The organism is Chryseobacterium salipaludis (genome assembly GCF_022968825.1).
In the GTDB taxonomy this organism is placed as follows: Bacteria; Bacteroidota; Bacteroidia; order Flavobacteriales; family Weeksellaceae; genus Kaistella; species Kaistella salipaludis.
The window spans coordinates 254,034-270,918 of sequence record NZ_JALHKS010000003.1; the positions used below are offsets into that span (position 1 = coordinate 254,034).

At 46.2% G+C, this 16,885-nt stretch carries 18 protein-coding genes and 1 tRNA gene; 9 read left to right on the forward strand and 10 right to left on the reverse strand.

The annotated features are described in order from the left end of the window. Nucleotides 1–3 precede the first annotated feature (3 nt). A complete protein-coding gene (gene dnaG, locus MVI27_RS06685) occupies nt 4–1,977 on the reverse strand; it encodes a DNA primase (protein ID WP_246960035.1) in 1,974 nt (657 codons plus the stop codon). Nucleotides 1,978–2,316: 339 nt separating this feature from the next. Here dnaG and MVI27_RS06690 point away from each other — a divergent pair, with 339 nt between their 5' ends. The 5 genes from MVI27_RS06690 (at nt 2,317) to MVI27_RS06710 (ending at nt 6,233) form a co-directional block, all read left to right on the forward strand. Continuing rightward, on the forward strand, nt 2,317–3,321 hold the full coding sequence (locus MVI27_RS06690) for an isoaspartyl peptidase/L-asparaginase family protein (RefSeq protein ID WP_246960036.1): 1,005 nt from the start codon (nt 2,317–2,319) through the stop codon (nt 3,319–3,321). Continuing rightward, nucleotides 3,322–3,738: a tRNA (adenosine(37)-N6)-threonylcarbamoyltransferase complex ATPase subunit type 1 TsaE gene (tsaE, locus tag MVI27_RS06695; protein WP_246960037.1), complete on the forward strand. Its 417-nt coding sequence runs from the start codon at nt 3,322–3,324 to the stop codon at nt 3,736–3,738. It abuts the gene before it with no gap. A 61-nt stretch (nt 3,739–3,799) separates the two neighbouring features. Further along, nucleotides 3,800–4,993, forward strand: coding sequence for an alanine dehydrogenase (locus tag MVI27_RS06700; protein ID WP_246960038.1), 1,194 nt, complete (start codon nt 3,800–3,802; stop codon nt 4,991–4,993). Continuing rightward, nucleotides 4,994–5,365 carry a hypothetical protein gene (locus MVI27_RS06705; RefSeq protein WP_246960039.1) on the forward strand — a complete coding sequence of 124 codons (372 nt, stop codon included), beginning with the start codon at nt 4,994–4,996 and terminating at the stop codon, nt 5,363–5,365. Between the two features lie 25 nt (nt 5,366–5,390). Continuing rightward, nucleotides 5,391–6,233, forward strand: a complete 843-nt coding sequence (locus tag MVI27_RS06710; protein ID WP_246960040.1) for a prephenate dehydrogenase — start codon at nt 5,391–5,393, stop codon at nt 6,231–6,233. A 155-nt stretch (nt 6,234–6,388) separates the two neighbouring features. On the opposite strand, the gene MVI27_RS06715 is transcribed toward MVI27_RS06710, so the two are convergent. The 6 genes from MVI27_RS06715 to MVI27_RS06740 all read right to left on the reverse strand — a co-directional run bounded on the left by MVI27_RS06715 (nt 6,389) and on the right by MVI27_RS06740 (nt 11,544). Further along, nucleotides 6,389–7,807, reverse strand: coding sequence for an L-serine ammonia-lyase (locus MVI27_RS06715; RefSeq protein WP_246960041.1), 1,419 nt, complete (start codon nt 7,805–7,807; stop codon nt 6,389–6,391). 101 nt (nt 7,808–7,908) lie between these two features. Beyond that, the gene (locus MVI27_RS06720; protein ID WP_246960042.1) at nt 7,909–8,571 is read right to left on the reverse strand and encodes an alpha/beta hydrolase; all 663 of its coding nucleotides are present in this window, start codon (nt 8,569–8,571) and stop codon (nt 7,909–7,911) included. 64 nt (nt 8,572–8,635) lie between these two features. Continuing rightward, nucleotides 8,636–9,202, reverse strand: coding sequence for a YceI family protein (locus MVI27_RS06725; protein ID WP_246960043.1), 567 nt, complete (start codon nt 9,200–9,202; stop codon nt 8,636–8,638). 136 nt (nt 9,203–9,338) lie between these two features. Further along, nucleotides 9,339–10,388, reverse strand: coding sequence for a glucokinase (locus tag MVI27_RS06730; protein ID WP_246960044.1), 1,050 nt, complete (start codon nt 10,386–10,388; stop codon nt 9,339–9,341). Nucleotides 10,389–10,494: 106 nt separating this feature from the next. Continuing rightward, complete coding sequence (locus MVI27_RS06735; RefSeq protein ID WP_246960045.1) at nt 10,495–11,058, reverse strand: porin family protein; 564 nt, start codon at nt 11,056–11,058, stop codon at nt 10,495–10,497. A 201-nt stretch (nt 11,059–11,259) separates the two neighbouring features. Continuing rightward, nucleotides 11,260–11,544, reverse strand: coding sequence for a rhodanese-like domain-containing protein (locus MVI27_RS06740; protein WP_246960046.1), 285 nt, complete (start codon nt 11,542–11,544; stop codon nt 11,260–11,262). An 82-nt stretch (nt 11,545–11,626) separates the two neighbouring features. Here MVI27_RS06740 and queG point away from each other — a divergent pair, with 82 nt between their 5' ends. Then, nucleotides 11,627–12,574 carry a tRNA epoxyqueuosine(34) reductase QueG gene (queG, locus tag MVI27_RS06745; protein WP_246960047.1) on the forward strand — a complete coding sequence of 316 codons (948 nt, stop codon included), beginning with the start codon at nt 11,627–11,629 and terminating at the stop codon, nt 12,572–12,574. A gap of 52 nt (nt 12,575–12,626) precedes the next feature. Next, on the forward strand, nt 12,627–13,304 hold the full coding sequence (locus tag MVI27_RS06750) for a TIGR02117 family protein (protein WP_246960048.1): 678 nt from the start codon (nt 12,627–12,629) through the stop codon (nt 13,302–13,304). A gap of 45 nt (nt 13,305–13,349) precedes the next feature. Here the strand turns inward: MVI27_RS06750 and MVI27_RS06755 are convergent. Continuing rightward, a tRNA-Leu gene (locus MVI27_RS06755) sits at nt 13,350–13,431 on the reverse strand. Between the two features lie 63 nt (nt 13,432–13,494). Beyond that, a complete protein-coding gene (locus tag MVI27_RS06760; RefSeq protein ID WP_246960049.1) occupies nt 13,495–14,259 on the reverse strand; it encodes an MBL fold metallo-hydrolase in 765 nt (254 codons plus the stop codon). A 161-nt stretch (nt 14,260–14,420) separates the two neighbouring features. Between MVI27_RS06760 and MVI27_RS06765 the strand changes: the two genes are divergently transcribed. Together MVI27_RS06765 and MVI27_RS06770 are read left to right on the forward strand one after the other, a co-directional pair. Beyond that, nucleotides 14,421–15,848: a TonB-dependent receptor gene (locus tag MVI27_RS06765; RefSeq protein ID WP_246960385.1), complete on the forward strand. Its 1,428-nt coding sequence runs from the start codon at nt 14,421–14,423 to the stop codon at nt 15,846–15,848. 3 nt (nt 15,849–15,851) lie between these two features. Beyond that, on the forward strand, nt 15,852–16,301 hold the full coding sequence (locus tag MVI27_RS06770; RefSeq protein WP_246960050.1) for a GAF domain-containing protein: 450 nt from the start codon (nt 15,852–15,854) through the stop codon (nt 16,299–16,301). Between the two features lie 82 nt (nt 16,302–16,383). Here the strand turns inward: MVI27_RS06770 and MVI27_RS06775 are convergent, their stop codons facing one another. After that, nucleotides 16,384–16,854: a GNAT family N-acetyltransferase gene (locus MVI27_RS06775; protein ID WP_246960051.1), complete on the reverse strand. Its 471-nt coding sequence runs from the start codon at nt 16,852–16,854 to the stop codon at nt 16,384–16,386. Nucleotides 16,855–16,885: the final 31 nt, after the last annotated feature.

The following is a 16,885-nucleotide window of genomic DNA, read 5'->3' on the forward strand; positions in this document are numbered from 1 at the left end:
TTTTTACAATTTCTGTTCCTTAAAAAAACTATGCCCTTTTGTCAGTTGGCGGCTGAGTTTGCGGTTGATTTCGTTCAGCAAAGTCTTCAGCACCATAATCATTTTGAGTGTCTCGTTGTATTGCTCTTCCTGATCCTGGCATTCCTGCAACTGCTGCACTTTTTCATAAATGAGTTTTTCGATATAATGACTTTTATGGATCAGCATATCATCTTCGATCTCGGCTTCCAGTTTATCGCCAGGGCTGGGCGGGAAGATATTATTGCGTGCCCAGTCACCCAGCGGATTATCTTCCATGATTGCACTCGAGACTTTGGACACCACCTGCTCATCCATCAGGGTCAGAAAGAAATTACTGCCGATAATGGTGTTTTCCTGTAATCCTTTTTTAAGCTCATCGATGATGACCTGGTTGACCGGCGACTGCACCGGATAATCATCTTCTTCCAGATGCCGCACAATCTCTTCGATTACGGTCGTTTGGTACGGCTGATCTTCCGCATCTTTGCGGTTGAGCACTCGGTCACCGTAGTTGAGCATATGCTTCACCAGTTTCTCCTCCAGTTCCAATAAAGGATTGAGGGTCTGGATCGCTTCCGGTGCCACCACTTCCATTTTAGGTTTCGGCGCGGCTGGCTGGGCAGACGGCCCGGGCTGTTGCTGATGAATCTGCTTCTGCACATTCAGTTCATTAAACAGCGTTTGTTCCGAAAGATCAAACTTGGTAGCCACTTCTTTCAGGTACACTTCCTGTTTCAGGACATTGGCAACGGCCGCGACGGATTTCACAATATCCCGGATCGCCTCCGCTTTTTTTATCGGATCAGCACCGGCATCTTTGAGCAGAATAGCTGCTTTAAAATCAATAAAATCCTGCGCCTGCTCGGCGATAAATTTCTCCACATATTCCTGTGGATGTGCGCGTACAAAAGAATCAGGATCATGGCCTTCCGGAAAGAGCAGGATGCGGATATTCATTTCGGAAGCCAGCAGCATATCGATACTCCGGAAACTGGCCTTAATACCGGCGGGGTCACCGTCAAAAAGAATGGTTACATTCTCCGTGAGCCGTTTGATAAGTTTAATCTGTTCCTGCGTCAGTGCTGTTCCTGAACTGGCCACCACGTTTTCAATACCGTTTTGGTGCAGCGCCACGACATCCATATAGCCTTCGACGAGCAAACAGACATTTTGCTTACTGATCGCCTGCTTGCTCTGATTTAGACCATATAAAACATTGGATTTATGATAAATTTCCGTTTCGGGGGAGTTCAGATATTTCGCGGCCTTCACGTTGCTCTTCAATATTCTGGCTCCAAAACCGAGCACCCTGCCGGAAAAACTGAGTATCGGAAAAATAACACGCTCCCGAAAACGGTCCACTCCGTCAGGACTGTATTCTGTGAATATGCTGAGTCCGGATTTTTCCAGGATTTCTTTGCTGTAGCCTTTCTCCAGCGCGTAGGCCGTAAAGGCATTGCGCTGCTCGGGCGAATATCCCAACTGAAATTTCTTTATAATATCATCCCGCAGTTCGCGCTCCCGAAAATAAGCATAGCCGATCGTCTGCCCTTCTTGTGTTTCAAAAAGCTGCTGCTGAAAAAAATCGTTGGCAACTTCGTGGATTTTGTACAGCAGATCGCGGCCGGTTTGTGCCTGCTTTTCATCATCGGTGAAGTCGCGTTTAATTTCGTCGATTTCAATTCCATACTTTTTTGCCGCGTGGCGCAGCGCTTCCGGATAGGTGAAATTCTCGATTTCCATTAAGAAAGAAATGGCCGTACCTCCTTTGCCGGAAGAAAAATCCTTCCAGATCTGCTTGCTGGGTGACACTACGAAACTCGGAGTCTTCTCATCATGGAACGGACTCAGGCCCTTGTAATTACTGCCGGCACGTTTTAGTTGCACATATTCGCCGATGATTTCTTCTACCCGAATGGCTGAAAAAATCTTGTCAATGGTTTCTTTTGAAATCATGCCGTAAATGTACTGATTATTGCCAAGTCATTTAAAATTTTGGGCGTTTCCCGCCGGAGGAATAGCTGAAATGAGAAAGAAGGTAATCAGCCGGCGGGCCGGGCTTTTCATTGCAAGTCCTCGCCTCCTGCGTCGGCTGCGGGCTTTTCATTGCAATCCCTAACGCGGGGGAACGCCGCCGTTGTAAGAAACGTGCAAACGGGAAAATTTCGAACAACATCATTTACAGTACGAACAGCATATAACTAAGCGCAAATCAAGCAGAAGTTTCGGCGCTCGCTGCGCTCGCGCCTCCAAAATTTTCTCTACATTTGAGCAGCTATTTTTTACCCCTTTATCATGAAAAGATTACTGTTTACGCTGAGTCTTTCGGCCGCAGCACTGCTGACTGCACAAAAGAAGCATATACTCGTCATCCACGGCGGTGCCGGCACTATTCTGAAAAGCGAGATGTCGCCGGCGAAAGAAGCCGAGTATCAGGCGAAGTTAAAAGAAGCATTGCTGGCCGGTTACGCCCAGTGGAAAGCAGGCAAGCCGGCGGTTCAAACGGTGACTTCCGCCATCATGGTGCTGGAAGACAGTCCCTTGTTCAACGCCGGCCGCGGCGCTGTTTTTACGGCGGATGGAAAAAATGAACTGGATGCTTCCATCATGCGCGGCCAGGACAAAGCGGCCGGTGCGATCGCCGGCGTGCATACCATTAAAAACCCGATAACGGCTGCGGTAGCCGTTATGGAAAAAAGTGAACATGTCATGCTATCCGGCGCCGGTGCCGAAGCGTTTGCTGCAGCTCAAAAACTGGAAATAGTAGATCCCGAATATTTTTGGACACAGGATCGATGGAACAGTCTGCAAAAAATTAAAAATAAAGAAAATAAAAAAACAACAGCCATGTCGGCAGGCAAATCCTATCCGGAAGCGTATGAAGTGGATCAGAAGTTCGGAACGGTAGGCGCAGTTGCTTTGGACAAAAATGGGTACCTCGCAGCGGGTACCTCTACCGGCGGAATGACTAACAAAAAATACGGACGCATCGGCGATGCACCGATTATCGGTGCCGGCACCTATGCTGACAATAACGTCGGGATTTCCGCTACCGGCTGGGGAGAATATTTCATCCGCGCAACCGCCGCACGAACCGTTGCTGCGAAGATGGAATATCAGCAAAAAGACGTGGCAGCGGCTACGCAGGAAGTAATTGATGAAATTGGCAAAATGGGCGGCGATGGCGGAATGATCGCGCTGGACCGTGCCGGCAATATCGCTATGCCTTTTAATACCGCCGGTATGTACCGCGGAGCTATCAACGAGGACGGGGAAATTCTAATTGAAATTTATAAATAAATGGAGTTCATTGTTCAGGGCATGGAAGACTGGCAGGATTTTACCCGGTCTTTCCTATCACAGCGAAAACATCCGCTTCTCCTTCTAAAAGGAAATCTCGGCGCCGGCAAGACCACCTTCACGCAACATTTAGTGCGAGAACTGGGCAGTGCAGATCAGGTTTCCTCCCCTACCTATGCACTGGTGAATGAATACATCGCGCCCGGAGGCACCATATTTCACTTTGATTTATACAGATTAAAAAACGCTGCTGAAGCTTATAATATCGGTATCGAAGAGTATCTGGATACCGCTTTTTTCACCATAATTGAATGGCCTGAGGTGTATGAAGAGCAACTTGCCGATTATCCGCATCATACGATGCAGATCGAAACCCGCGACGGCATACGCCACATCTTTCTCACGGAACACAGCTGAAAAAATTAAATCGTCGTATCTTTGCCGCCTGTAAGGCACTGTATTTATAAACTGATTTGTCATGAGCCACACCCATGTCTTCACTCCCTTTACCGAGCAGGATCTTGTTCCGCAGGAAGAAAAACTGGAGATCGTAAAAAAAGGAAAACAGTTCAGCATTGGTATTCCCAAGGAAACCTGTCTGAATGAAAGGCGAACTTGTATTACACCCGATGCGGTACAGGTGCTCACAGCCCATGGTCATAAAATCATCATCGAAAAAGGAGCCGGCGAAGGCTCTTTTTACAGTGATTTGCAGTACGCTGAGTCCGGTGCACAGATGACCGATGATCCTGCAGAAGCCTTTGGACAGGACTTGGTTCTCAAAATCAACCCTCCCACAGAGGAAGAAATACAGCTGTTAAAAGCCAACACATACCTGGTGTCGGCACTGCAGATCAGTTTGCGTGACGCGGACTATTTTAAGCAACTTGCCGAACGAAAAGTAAATGCAATCGCGTTTGAGTTTATTGCAGATGACTATAAGCAACTTGCGCTGGTACGCCTGATCGGTGAAATTGCCGGGAATATTTCGGTATTATATGCCGCGGAATTACTGGCACTATCCAATGGGATGATGCTCGGCGGAATTACCGGCGTGCGTCCGGCAGAGGTGGTTGTTTTAGGTGCCGGCATTGTAGGTGAATTTGCTACCAAAGCGGCACTGGGACTTGGCGCAAGCGTACGTGTGTTTGACAATTCACTGTCTAAACTGCGCAGGCTGCACATGATGGTGGATGGCCGCGTACCGACTTCTATTATTGATCCGAAAGAATTAGCCAAAAGCCTGAAACGTGCTGATGTTGTGATCGGTGCACTGTCGAAACTGACACATGTGCCCGTAGTTACCGATGAAATGGTAGCGTCAATGAAGAAAGGCAGCGTCATTATTGATGTAACCATCGATAACAGCAAGATGATTGAAACGTCAGAGCTCACCGACATGGAAAATCCTTACGTTATCAAACACGGCGTGATTCACTGCGGACTTCCGAACCTGACGTCTAAAATGCCAAGAACCACAACGAAAGCGATCTCGAATTTCTTCTTATCCTATCTTTTAAATTATGATGAAGAAGGAGGTTTTGAGAATATGCTGGTGCGCAATAATGAAATGAAGCAATCACTCTATATGTACAAAGGCCGCCATACCAAAAAAATTCTGTGCGACCGTTTTAACCTGACGTACCACGATATCAATCTTTTAATATTCTAAATGCGAAAAATTAAATTTTTTCTGATTGGCCTTATCCCGGGTCTTTTGCTGGTGATGTTTATCCTTAATAAAAAAGGTGCGAGCTGCAGTGGCTATCTCCCGAACTCCCGAGTGATTGCGGAAACCTTGTCCAAAGACTTCGCTTTTTCTGAGGAAGTGAAGGAAACAATGGCACAGCAGAATATCGATGAGAAATATTTGCGCGACAGTATTCTGACCAATGGGTATGTGGATTTCGCCCGCAGCCAGGCGCAGCAACAGCCGTGTCCTGCCTATACCTTGGTCTATCCCAAAAAGAATCCGCGTTATGAAGTGTATTTTGAAAAGTGCAAAGAGCAAACGCTTTTTAAATCCCTGAAAAAGCTACCCTGATACTCCAATATAAAATACAAGCAAAATGCAGCTTACTATTATCGGGACCGGCCTTATTGGCGGGTCCATTGCTTTAAAATTAAAACTTAATGGCGTCTGTAACCATGTGATTGGTGTTGATGCTTCACCGGAACATGTTCAAAAAGCGCTGGAGCGCGGAATTATTGATGAAGCGCTTCCATTGGCTGAAGCGGTGCAAAAATCGGATGTGGTGATTCTTGCCATTCCCGTAGATGCCGCCGCAGCTCTGCTGCCGCAAGTGCTTGATCTGCTTGGCCCAGGGCAAACTGTAATGGATGTCGGTTCCACAAAGGGAAAGATTTGCAGTACGGCAGACCAGCACCCGAACCGCGAGCGATTTGTAGCCTTTCACCCGATGTGGGGAACTGAAAACTCCGGACCCGAAGCAGCTAAAGCTGACAGTTTCAGTCAGAAAGCCGGCGTTATCTGCGATGCAGAAAAATCAGCGCCGGATGCAGTAGAAACTGCCCTGAAAGTAATTGAAGGCCTGGAAATGAATGTGTTGTACTTCGACGCTGAGAACCACGATATCCACACGGCTTACATCTCGCATATTTCGCATATCACATCGTATGCACTTGCCAATACGGTTTTAGAGAAAGAACGGGAAGAGGATACTATTTTCCAGATGGCGAGCACCGGTTTTTCGAGTACGGTTCGTTTGGCAAAATCCCACCCGGAAATGTGGGTCCCGATTTTTAAGCATAACAAAGAAAATGTTCTCGATGTACTGAATGAGCATATCTCGCAGTTAAGGAAATTTAAATCGGCGCTGGAAAAAGAAAACTACGAACTGCTCGAAGAACTGATCCGGAATGCCAACAGGATTCGTCCCATTTTAAAGTAAGCGTACTCCGTCCGGGAAAGAAAGAACGGAATGTCCCTCATAGCCCGGATGGAAGCGGCATCCTGCGCCGCGGCGGCAAAGCCGCCGCGGCGCAGATATAGCGGACAGCCGGACGAGATTTCCACTGAGCACAGTACTTCCTGCTCCTAAAAATTTTAGCACTCCGCTACATTCACGGCAATTGCCAAACCACCTTCCGAGGTTTCCTTAAAGCGTTCGCTCATGCTCTGCGCAGTTTCCCACATGGACTGGATGACTTCATCCAGCGTGACGCGTGCTTTTTCAGGATCGGACTCCAGCGCGATATTGGCAGCGGTGATGGCTTTCATGGCACCCATCGAGTTGCGCTCGATACACGGAATCTGCACCAGTCCCGCAATCGGGTCGCAGGTGAGGCCGAGGTGATGCTCCATGGCAATTTCGGCCGCCATCAGCACCTGTCCGGGTGTACCGCCCATAATTTCCGTAAGACCGGCCGCTGCCATTGCCGATGAAACACCGACTTCTGCCTGGCAGCCACCCATGGCCGCAGAAATGGTTGCATTCTTTTTAAACAAAGTTCCGACCTCACCGGCGACGAGCAGAAAACGGATGATATTGTCTTCACTGGCATACTCCGTAAATACCTGTGAATACAGCAATACCGCCGGAATAACACCGCTGGCGCCGTTGGTCGGTGCCGTGATGATCCGGCCAAAGGAAGCGTTTTCTTCATTAACCGCAAGCGCGAAACAGGACACCCATTTATTAATATTAATAAAACCGGGATCGGTTTCGAGCAGCAAATTATACCATTCCTGCAGATTATTGTATTTCTTTTCACCGAGCAGCTTTCGGTTTAGGCCGGCTGCTCGCCGTGTAACCCGCAGGCCACCGGGCAAAATCCCTTCTTTATTAATGCCTTTATAAATGCATTCGCAGATTTGCTCCCAGATGTACAGCGCTTCCCTTCTGGTTTCCTCGCGCGTGCGCCAAGATTCCTCATTCAGGAACACCAAATCAGAAATTTTGGGCAGTTGCAGTTTAGTAATATTGCGCATAATATCCGCACCGGAATGACAGGGATATAAGGTTCGCACGCAGTTATTTTCGTAGGAGTTTTCCTCGCGCGTCGCAATGAAACCACCGCCCACGCTGTAATAATCCTGCTCTACGGTAGTGCCGTCTGCAAAAGTTGCTTTGAAAATCATCCCGTTCGGATGGAAATCCAGTGACTTTTTTTTATTAAGAATCAAATCGGTTCCGTAAATAAAGGGCAGTTCTTTTGCGCCGCCGAGCATTATTTTTCCGGATGATTTAATGGCTTCTACTTTCGCGTCAATCTGCGTGGTGTCAATTTCGCGGAAATTTTCGCCGCTCAAGCCCAGCATGCCAGCGATATCGGTACCGTGACCAATACCGGTTTTGGCCAGCGACCCAAAAAACTCTACTGAAACATGCGTCACCTGTTCCAACGGCTGAAGGCCGCGCAATAATTGCAGAAAGCTGCCCGCTGCATTCCAGGGGCCCATGGTGTGTGAACTGCTGGGGCCGATTCCTACTTTAATAATCTCGAAAACGCTGATTGATTCCATGTACAAGCTGCCGGAGCAGAATAAAATTTAATGTATTACAAAGATAATTTTATTTCGATGATTTCCTATGCAGTGTGCAGGTTCCGCAGTATCAACTACTGTTATGGTCTCTCTAGCTTTATTTTACCGAAAATTTCGTCCAGGATACGGGACACTTCTTTTGCGCGTGTGGCTGGAAATAAATGGCTGGCATTTCTTATAATATAATCAGGTTTGGAATTCGCGATGGGAAAAATGAGGTCGCGGTCTGCCATGATTTGTACTACACCGGGAACAGGTTCAAACTTCCAGGCAGAAATTTTTGCAATACTCCACTTGAGGTAATACGGATCACGCACCCTGAAGTATTGAAGAAGTGCAGGATTAGACGGATCAAAAAAGCGCCGGGCAAATGTGTAAAGAAAGGTCGATCGTTCACCGTAAAAACCCGACGGCACATAGGCCGGCAGCCGCGTGCGTTCGCCCCACCGCAGCAATCGCGACTTTTCGCGGTGCGAACGAATGCTCCCCATAATGATTACCTTTTCTGCGGGCTTCAGCCGATGAATTTCCTGCACGATGATACCGCCAAAAGAATATCCCAGCAACGCGAAAGGTTCACGATCGTCGATTCGGTCTGCCATCCGACGGATATAATGAGAAAAATGTTCACCTTTTTCCGGCTGCAGCCAATCGAGAAAACAAACTTCAAGATCAGCGGGAAATGTCAATCTTTCGAGCACCTTAAAATCGGCACCCAACCCGCTGACTACGTATAATTTCATGTCATAAAAGTAAAAAAAAGAGCAGACAATGCTGCTCTTTTCCACCTTCAAATTAATCTAACCTTTACTTTGCAGTAATGCTGATCATCATATCGATATCATCCTTGATGACGGCATCCTTCAAACTTGATTTATAATTGACGCCAAATTTCTGACGGTCAAAACTGAATTTATCGGATGTTAAGGTGAAAACTCCATTATTCAGGGCAATTTTCGCCGGGAAAGAAACTGCATTCGTCTTTCCTTTCACAGTCAAGTTTCCGTTCACTTTGTACGGGAAAGCTTTACTGTTGTTCTTTTTTACACTGGTGATCTTGTACACGGCCGTCGGGAATTTATCTGTTTCGAAGAAATCACCGCTTTTCAAATGGCCATCTAACTTCTGCTTGGACTCGCCTGTCACATCTGTTGCATTGATGCTGTTCATATCCAGTACGAATGTTCCGCCGGCGACCTGATTATTTTTCAGTACCACCTCACCAGACTTGACATTAAGCAGACCGAAGTGTGAAGAGGTTTCGGTTTTAGCCAGTTTGTAACCCCACCATTGTACGTTGGAATCTGTTACCTTTTTAGTTTGTCCGAACGCCAGGCCGCTTGCCAGTACTGCAGCGAATAATAATTTTTTCATCTCGTTATAAATGCTTTTAGAATTCATCTGCGCAAAGGTATCCTAAATAAGCTTTGTTACTCTTGATGTAGGTCAAGATCGTCGTGTAACCGGGTACACAAAAAGAGTCTTGCTGTGCAAAACCCTTTGTAAATAATTATTCCTGAGAGAAAGCGCCATAAAGTGCTGCGCCTTTAAGGATGGTTTTTTCATCGCGAACCAGATAAATGGGAATGTCTTCCAGAATATTTTCCATTTTATCGCTGATGACAAAGTTCTTGTAAAACTGGCCTTTGTCAATGAACTGTTCCAGCATGATGGGCAGTTTGCCGGTCAGGTATAAACCACCGGTGGCCTTCATTTTCAGCACAAGGCTGTTCGCCTCTCGCGCCATGTAGGTTAAAAATGTTTCAACGGTTGCTGTGCAGATGCGGTCTGTGCATTCAAGTGCCCCGCGAATAACAGCGTCGGTGAAGTTTCCGCTTTCGATCTCCCCACTCAGCCATTGCGGCTGCTGGTGCTGCTTTACGTCGCGCAGAAAACGGTAGATATTAAACAGTCCGCTCACTGACAGTACTGACTCCCACGAAACGATGCCGTAAATTTTTTGCAGGTAGGTATAGAACTCAACTTCCTGATTGGTCCGCGGCGAAAATTCGCAGTGGCCGCCTTCCGTCGCAAACGGTCGCAGGTAATGGCCGTCCCAAAACAGCGCAGCTTCACCCAGTCCTTCACCCGGTGCCAGTAAGGCTGCATTGCCCTGAGTAAAATTCACAACGTCATGAATTTTAACAAAATCCTCATCATCTACATGTTTAATTCCGTAAGCAGAAGCTTCCAGGTCATTAATCAGGCAGACATTTTCCAGGCCGGTGACACGGCTGAACTCCGCGGCATCCAGCCGCCACTGCAGGCGGAGCGGTTCACTCTTGCCGGCAATGACAGGGCCCGGCACGGCAATACTAACACGATCAATTGGCCCCGGCTGATGCTGCTGCAAAAACTCCTGTGCAATTTCCGTAAATGATTTGTAGTTTTCGGTTTCATAGACAGCCTCTGTCAACAATTCCAGATTCTGATGTGACGTTTTATATAAGGCAATAACCGTTTCAGCTTCTTTCAGATCAGCAGCAAGCACGGTGATTCCATTGTTTTTCTCTGCCATTAAGCCAGGCAGAAATAGTTTGAATTGATTTTTTGCTTCCATGTTTGTACGGTTATCTCCCAAAGATAATAATAGTTTTTAAAAATAATAAGGCTTAAAAAGAAAAACCTCCCCTGCTTACAGAGGAGGTTCAAGAATGTTTCGTTTCTTATTTTCCCAGCGGAATGTTGTACCCTACACCAACACCAATGGCTCCGGCATTATATTTCTGGCCGCCGATTTCGCCTTTGCTGCCGGTAAATGTTTTCTGGTATTGTAGGGCTACGTTCCAGTCGCGGTTATGGTATCCGATTTCTGGTTTGATGTAGAAACCGCCGTCTGGTCTGTCCACCGTACTGTTGGAAGCTACCTTTTCATCACCTACAATAAACCCGTATCCAAGGTCAGTTCCCAGATAAAAGCCGGTTTGCTGCGGATAATATCTCAGCAAGGCTGCGACCGGCACCACGCCAAAATCGTTATTGCTGTTCCCGTTGTTATCCTTTCCAAAAAAGTGGTTATATCCGGTTGCGATACCCAAACCAAAGCCCGGAGTCGTCAGATTCTGGTAAGCCACATCAACACCGATGGTACCGCCTGCATTTTCTGCCGGCACCGCTACCCCACCGTTTACTCCGATTTTCAGCATATTTCGCATATCAGCACTTTGTGCACTAAGTAATCCGGCTGTAACCAACCCTGCTATAAGCATTGAATTTTTAATCAGTTTCATAATTTTAAATTTTTAAGTTTTACGCTCTATGGCTTGTCAAAATCATGCCAAAGAAACCGGAGCAACTCCTTAAAATAAAAATTATATAACTCAAAGTACTGAAGATCAATCGAATAAAAACAGTATCAAAACTAAACAACCATTTACTTTCTGCCGTAGCAGATGTCAGTAAATGGTTGTTTAATTTAAAATAAGGACGAATTATTTCTCTAACTGGCTTGCCACATCCTGATAGCCGCCGCCATTGTAAACATCTTCGATTCCCTGGGATTTTAAGTATTCCATTGCTTTCCCGCTCCGATTTCCGCTCCGGCAGAACACAATTTTTGGTCCGCTCATATTGGCGATTTCATCTTTATGCTCCTCTATTTCGCCCAGCGGAATATTGGTTGCCTGGTCGATGGCGCCGTCCATTTCCAGCTCCATCGGTTCACGAACATCGATCAGATGGTAATTTCCGGACTGCAGAATGTTTTCAATTGACATGATTCTTGTTTTTTAAAGTTGATTGTACAGCAGTATGCTTCACACAAAATTATAAAATAATAGTAATTTCGCAATCACTCTTATGGATTCTTCTGCCAGCCGTTACACCCGATTGATTAAAGCAAAAGCAAAAGCACACGGCTTTCATTCGTGCGGAATTTCTGCGGCCGGCTTTCTGGAAGAAGATGCTGCTCCGTTGGAGCAATGGTTAAAGAATCAGTACCACGGTGAAATGTCCTACATGGAAAATCACTTTGATAAGAGGCTGGATCCCACAATTCTGGTGCCCAGCAGCAAATCCGTTATTTCGTTGCTCTATAATTATTATCCTCAGCAAAAATTTACTGATTTTGGCGGCCTGAAGATTTCCAAGTATGCGTACGGCCAGGACTATCATGAAATCATTAAAGAAATACTGCGTGAGCTCGTCAGTGAACTTCAAGAGGAAATCGGTGCGTTCGAATGCAGGGTTTTCACAGATTCAGCGCCGGTACTGGAACGCAGTTGGGCAAGAAAATCAGGCTTGGGCTGGATCGGGAAAAATGCCAACCTCATTTCAAAAGGTGCCGGCTCCTTCTTTTTTTTAGCTGAAATCATTTGCGATCTGGAACTTATTGCGGATGGGCCGGTCACGGATCACTGTGGAAGTTGCCGGCGCTGTATTGAAGCGTGCCCCACAGATGCGATTGTTGATGACCGTACTATTGACGGAAGCAAATGTATTTCCTACGCCACCATTGAACTTAAAAATGAAATCCCCGCCAGTTTTGCCGGCAATATGGAAGACTGGATGTTCGGCTGTGATATTTGCCAGGATGTCTGCCCCTGGAACCGCTTTGCAACCCCACATCAGCAGCCTAAGTTTGTTCCCACGGAAGGTCTGCAGCAAATGAATCAGGTGAACTGGACAGAATTAACACAGGAAATCTTCTCGGAGATCTTTAAAAAATCGCCGGTTAAACGAACAAAGTTTGCAGGGCTGCAAAGAAATATAGCGTTCATTAAAAAGCACAAAAAAGACAATTTATAGCGCATTTTGATGCGACAAGTCTTACGGAACTATTTAATTTTATATTTACAGAATGAAAAAAATATTCCTCGGAATTGCGAGAGCAGTGGGCGTCGTTCTAAGTCTCGTGCTGGTGTATGTGCTGGCAGCTTTATTACTCCCTTTCCTGGAAGTTCCTGCGAAGCCGGCAGGTGAACCCAAAACCATCGAAACCTATATTCTGACCAATGGTGTCCACACCGATATTGTCGTTCCGATAGTATCGCCTGAAATGGACTGGCGCGCTGCCGTTCCGTTTAGAAATACCAAATCGCAGCGCACTGACTTTCAATATCTCTCCATTGGCTGGGGCGACAAAGGTTTTTATCTGGATACGCCGGAATGGTCTGACCTGAAATTCAGCACGGCTGTGAAAGCTGCATTTTGGCTGGGAGAATCGGCAATGCATTGTACGTTCTATGATACGATGATTGAAAATGACAAATGCAAAAAGATTATGCTGACGGAAACGCAGTACCGTGATCTGGTAAAATTCATTACGGATAAATTTGACCGCGATCAAGAAGGAAATTTTGTTCTGATCCCCACGGATGCGGTCTATGGTGAGGATGATGCGTTCTACGAAGCAAAAGGAAGTTATAATTTCCTGGAAACCTGCAACACCTGGACAAATAACGGTTTAAAAGTAGCCGGGCAAAAGGCCGCGCTCTGGACTGCAACGGACTTCGGGATTTTTCAGCACTATAAATAGGATTTTCAAAATAAAAAAACCTCCGCAAGAGGTGCAGAGGTTTTGTACCCAGTGCCGGAATCGAACCGGCACACCTTTCGGTACTAGAGTTTGAGTCTAGCGCGTCTACCAATTCCGCCAACTGGGCCGCTAATTGGTGTGCAAATATAAAATTATTTTTCCGCTGGAAAAACTTTTAATTTAAAAAATTTCAGAAATCAAGCTGTAGGCCGTCGTACGCCAACTCAATACCCTCCGGGAGTTCCGCTGATGTTTCCGGGAAAAGCCCCATGTGATGCGAGATATGCGTAAGCAGCATTTTCCCGGGCCGCAGTTCCTCAAACAATTCAATCGCCTGAGGAAGAATATAATGCGACGGATGCAAATCGTCCTTTCGGATGCAGTTTAAGATCAAATATTCCAGGTTCTGCATTTTTTCTTTTTCTTGTGGTGAGATATAACTGGCATCAGTGACATACGCTAAATTACGGATTCTGAATCCGAGAATCGGCAAATTTCCGTGCATAACTTCCAAAGGCTGGATTTTTACTCCCGCAATTTCGAGCGGTCCATCAATGTGGTGAAGATCAAAAGATGGCGCTCCCGGATAACGCACCGTGGCAAATGCATACGGAAAACGTTCTCTGATTTCGTTTGCGACGCGCTCTTTTGCGTAGATATCAATATTTTTTCCTTTTCTGAAAATTAATGGCCGCATATCGTCCAGCCCGATGATATGATCATTGTGTTCATGGGTAATCAGGGCAGCTTCCAGATCATCTGCCGCGGCGCGCAGCATTTGCAGCCGGAAATCGGGGCCGCAGTCGATGAGCAGATTTTTTTGATCGTCAGTCGTGAGCAGTACGGACGAACGGAGACGATGATCCCGCGGGTCATCGGAGCGGCACACTGGGCAGTGGCAACCGATCACCGGAACACCCTGAGAAGTTCCTGTTCCAAGAAAGTTTAAAATCATAAAAAACGGATGTTTTGTAAATCTACAATTATTTGTTAAAAACTTAAAGAGGCAGAAGAAGAATGGAAAGCCATGTGAAACAATAAGCGCGCTTGGAAACGGCTGATAGCCTCAGATTGTTGAATATTTCGTATTTTTGCGCCAAATTGAAATGGGCCGTGATTGAGCAGAAATTAACTCCGAAACAGAAAGCATTAGAAATAAATTTAGACGCCGGTATTTATGGCACTTTCGCCGAAATTGGCGCGGGTCAGGAAACAGTGCGTCATTTTTTTCGCGCCGGAGGAGCTTCCAAAACCATTGCGAAAGCAATGTCTGCTTACGATAAAGATTTCAGTGATGCGATCTACGGAAAAGAGCCCGGCAACCGCTACGTGACGCAAAACCGCCTGCGCAAAATGTTGCGGTATGAAGTCGCTTTGATCGAAGAGCGCCTATCCCGCGAAAACAATCCGGGCCGCAGGTTCTTCTCTTATGCAAACACGGTAACCACCATCAACTTTGATAAAACAAGTAAAGGCCATGGCTGGGTGGGTCTTCGTTTCCAATTGGACGAGCACGAGGATTACAACGAAATCGTTTTGCACGTTAAATTTCGGGAGAATGATGCAACACTGCAGCAGGAAACTTTAGGCGGTCTCGGGGTTAATTTAATTTACGGCGCTTTCAACTACAGCGATAACCCGCGCAAGATGATCAATTCATTATATGATCATATCCCGACGGACAACCTGGAGATTGATATGATCGATTTTCGCGGGCCGGCTTTTGAGTATGTAGACAATCGCCTGATGAGTCTGCAGCTGGTGAAAAACAATATGACCGACGCCGTGATCTTCAATGCGCAGGGCAGTAATATGCTTCCGGCTGATACTTTATACAAGAAAAATATTTTTGCCGTACGCGGAAGTTTCCGGCCAGTAACGCTGGTGAACATCGATATGTTTAAGCGCGGGCTGGAAATGTTTGAGCGCGACTGGGAATCCACGCCCGAAGAAACGGAGGTCCTTTTTGAAATTACCATTTCCAATCTGCGGGCAGCGGGCGATATTGATGAGCGTGATTTCCTGCACCGGGTTGATATCTTAGGAAAGCTGGGTTACACGGTAATTCTTTCGAACTTCTCGGAATATTACAGGTTGATTGATTATTTTACAACGTACACCAATGGCAAAATTGGCGTGGCGATGGGCGTTAATAATCTGCTGGATGTGTTCGATGAAGAATATTATAAAAACCTGTCCGGCGGAATCCTCGAAGCGTTTGGTAAATTCTTCCGCCAGGATATGCGCGTGTACCTCTACCCTTACAAAGATCCCGAAACACATGAGCTGCTGACTTCCAAAAACCTGAAAGTGAGCGACAGTCTGAAGCAATTATATAAATACTTTAAGCAAAACGAAAGGATTGTGGATATCGAAGAATATAATCCCAATCACCTGGAAATTTACTCAAGAAGCATTCTGCAAAAAATTGCAGACCACACGCCGGGCTGGGAAAAAGAAGTGCCGGCAGGTGTGGCAGAAATGATTAAAGCACGCGGAATGTTTGGCTACCAGGAAGAAATGAATTTAAAACACTTTTCATAATATATGGAACAACTAAAAAAGCAATTGCTGACTGCGCTGGATGACGAGGGAAAAGATACCAATGCGAAACTCCAGAAAGTATGTGAAATTCTGGACAGAGAAATTTCGTATTTCAACTGGACCGGTTTTTATTTCAAAAATGGCGATAAGCAGGAACTTATTCTGGGACCTTATGTAGGTGCACCCACGGATCACAGTATTATCCCCTACGGTCGCGGAATCTGTGGGCAGGTAGCTGTCTCCAACGAGACCTTTGTGGTACCGGACGTTCATGAACAGGATAATTACCTGAGCTGCTCAATTGATACGAAGGCTGAGATCGTGGTTCCGATTATGAAAAACGGTGAAAACATTGGTCAGATCGATATCGATTCCCATACAGTAGATCCTTTTACAGCGGAAGACCGCGAATTGCTGGAGTGGCTGTGTGAAGAGATTAGTGACATTATGTAATAATCAGGCATTTCAAAACAGTAATAAACCGGCGCGGAACCTTGAGGTTCCGCGCCGGTTTTTGTTAATCAGACTCCGAAATTTATTTCACAAGTTTCTGCAGTGCCTTTTCGTCCAGGCGGTAAACTGTCCATTCATTCATGGCTACAGCGCCGAGCGATTTATAAAAGTTAATGGCCGGCGTGTTCCAATTGAGCACAGACCATTCCATCCGGCCACACTTTTTCTCTTTAGCCAGCGTGGCCAGCTGAACAAAGAGTTGTTTGCCGTAGCCTTTGCCGCGGTATTCCGGCTCAATATACAAATCCTCGAGATACAGTCCCGCGCGGCCTACGAAGGTGGAGAAATTGAAAAAATATAAAGCAAAACCAATTGCGGTTCCGGCTTCTTCTGCAATCAGTACCTGCGCATTTTCTTTAACAAACAGCTGTTCGCGGAGCTCTTCTGCCGAGGTAATAACTGCATCTTCCATTTTTTCATAAACGGCCAATTTGCGGATCAGTGAAAATATTAATTCAGTATCGGCTTCTTTTGCCTGACGGATGGTAAACATTAATAATTTGATTTTAAATGTAAATAGAACG

Excerpts from the sequence above, each read along its gene's own strand:
- dnaG (WP_246960035.1), bottom strand. The coding sequence starts at position 1,977 with ATGATTTCAAAAGAAACCATTGACAAGATTTTTTCAGCCATTCGGGTA.
- MVI27_RS06690 (WP_246960036.1), top strand. The coding sequence starts at position 2,317 with ATGAAAAGATTACTGTTTACGCTGAGTCTTTCGGCCGCAGCACTGCTG.
- tsaE (WP_246960037.1), top strand. The coding sequence starts at position 3,322 with ATGGAGTTCATTGTTCAGGGCATGGAAGACTGGCAGGATTTTACCCGG.
- MVI27_RS06700 (WP_246960038.1), top strand. The coding sequence starts at position 3,800 with ATGAGCCACACCCATGTCTTCACTCCCTTTACCGAGCAGGATCTTGTT.
- MVI27_RS06705 (WP_246960039.1), top strand. The coding sequence starts at position 4,994 with ATGCGAAAAATTAAATTTTTTCTGATTGGCCTTATCCCGGGTCTTTTG.
- MVI27_RS06710 (WP_246960040.1), top strand. The coding sequence starts at position 5,391 with ATGCAGCTTACTATTATCGGGACCGGCCTTATTGGCGGGTCCATTGCT.
- MVI27_RS06715 (WP_246960041.1), bottom strand. The coding sequence starts at position 7,807 with ATGGAATCAATCAGCGTTTTCGAGATTATTAAAGTAGGAATCGGCCCC.
- MVI27_RS06720 (WP_246960042.1), bottom strand. The coding sequence starts at position 8,571 with ATGAAATTATACGTAGTCAGCGGGTTGGGTGCCGATTTTAAGGTGCTC.
- MVI27_RS06725 (WP_246960043.1), bottom strand. The coding sequence starts at position 9,202 with ATGAAAAAATTATTATTCGCTGCAGTACTGGCAAGCGGCCTGGCGTTC.
- MVI27_RS06730 (WP_246960044.1), bottom strand. The coding sequence starts at position 10,388 with ATGGAAGCAAAAAATCAATTCAAACTATTTCTGCCTGGCTTAATGGCA.
- MVI27_RS06735 (WP_246960045.1), bottom strand. The coding sequence starts at position 11,058 with ATGAAACTGATTAAAAATTCAATGCTTATAGCAGGGTTGGTTACAGCC.
- MVI27_RS06740 (WP_246960046.1), bottom strand. The coding sequence starts at position 11,544 with ATGTCAATTGAAAACATTCTGCAGTCCGGAAATTACCATCTGATCGAT.
- queG (WP_246960047.1), top strand. The coding sequence starts at position 11,627 with ATGGATTCTTCTGCCAGCCGTTACACCCGATTGATTAAAGCAAAAGCA.
- MVI27_RS06750 (WP_246960048.1), top strand. The coding sequence starts at position 12,627 with ATGAAAAAAATATTCCTCGGAATTGCGAGAGCAGTGGGCGTCGTTCTA.
- MVI27_RS06760 (WP_246960049.1), bottom strand. The coding sequence starts at position 14,259 with ATGATTTTAAACTTTCTTGGAACAGGAACTTCTCAGGGTGTTCCGGTG.
- MVI27_RS06770 (WP_246960050.1), top strand. The coding sequence starts at position 15,852 with ATGGAACAACTAAAAAAGCAATTGCTGACTGCGCTGGATGACGAGGGA.
- MVI27_RS06775 (WP_246960051.1), bottom strand. The coding sequence starts at position 16,854 with ATGTTTACCATCCGTCAGGCAAAAGAAGCCGATACTGAATTAATATTT.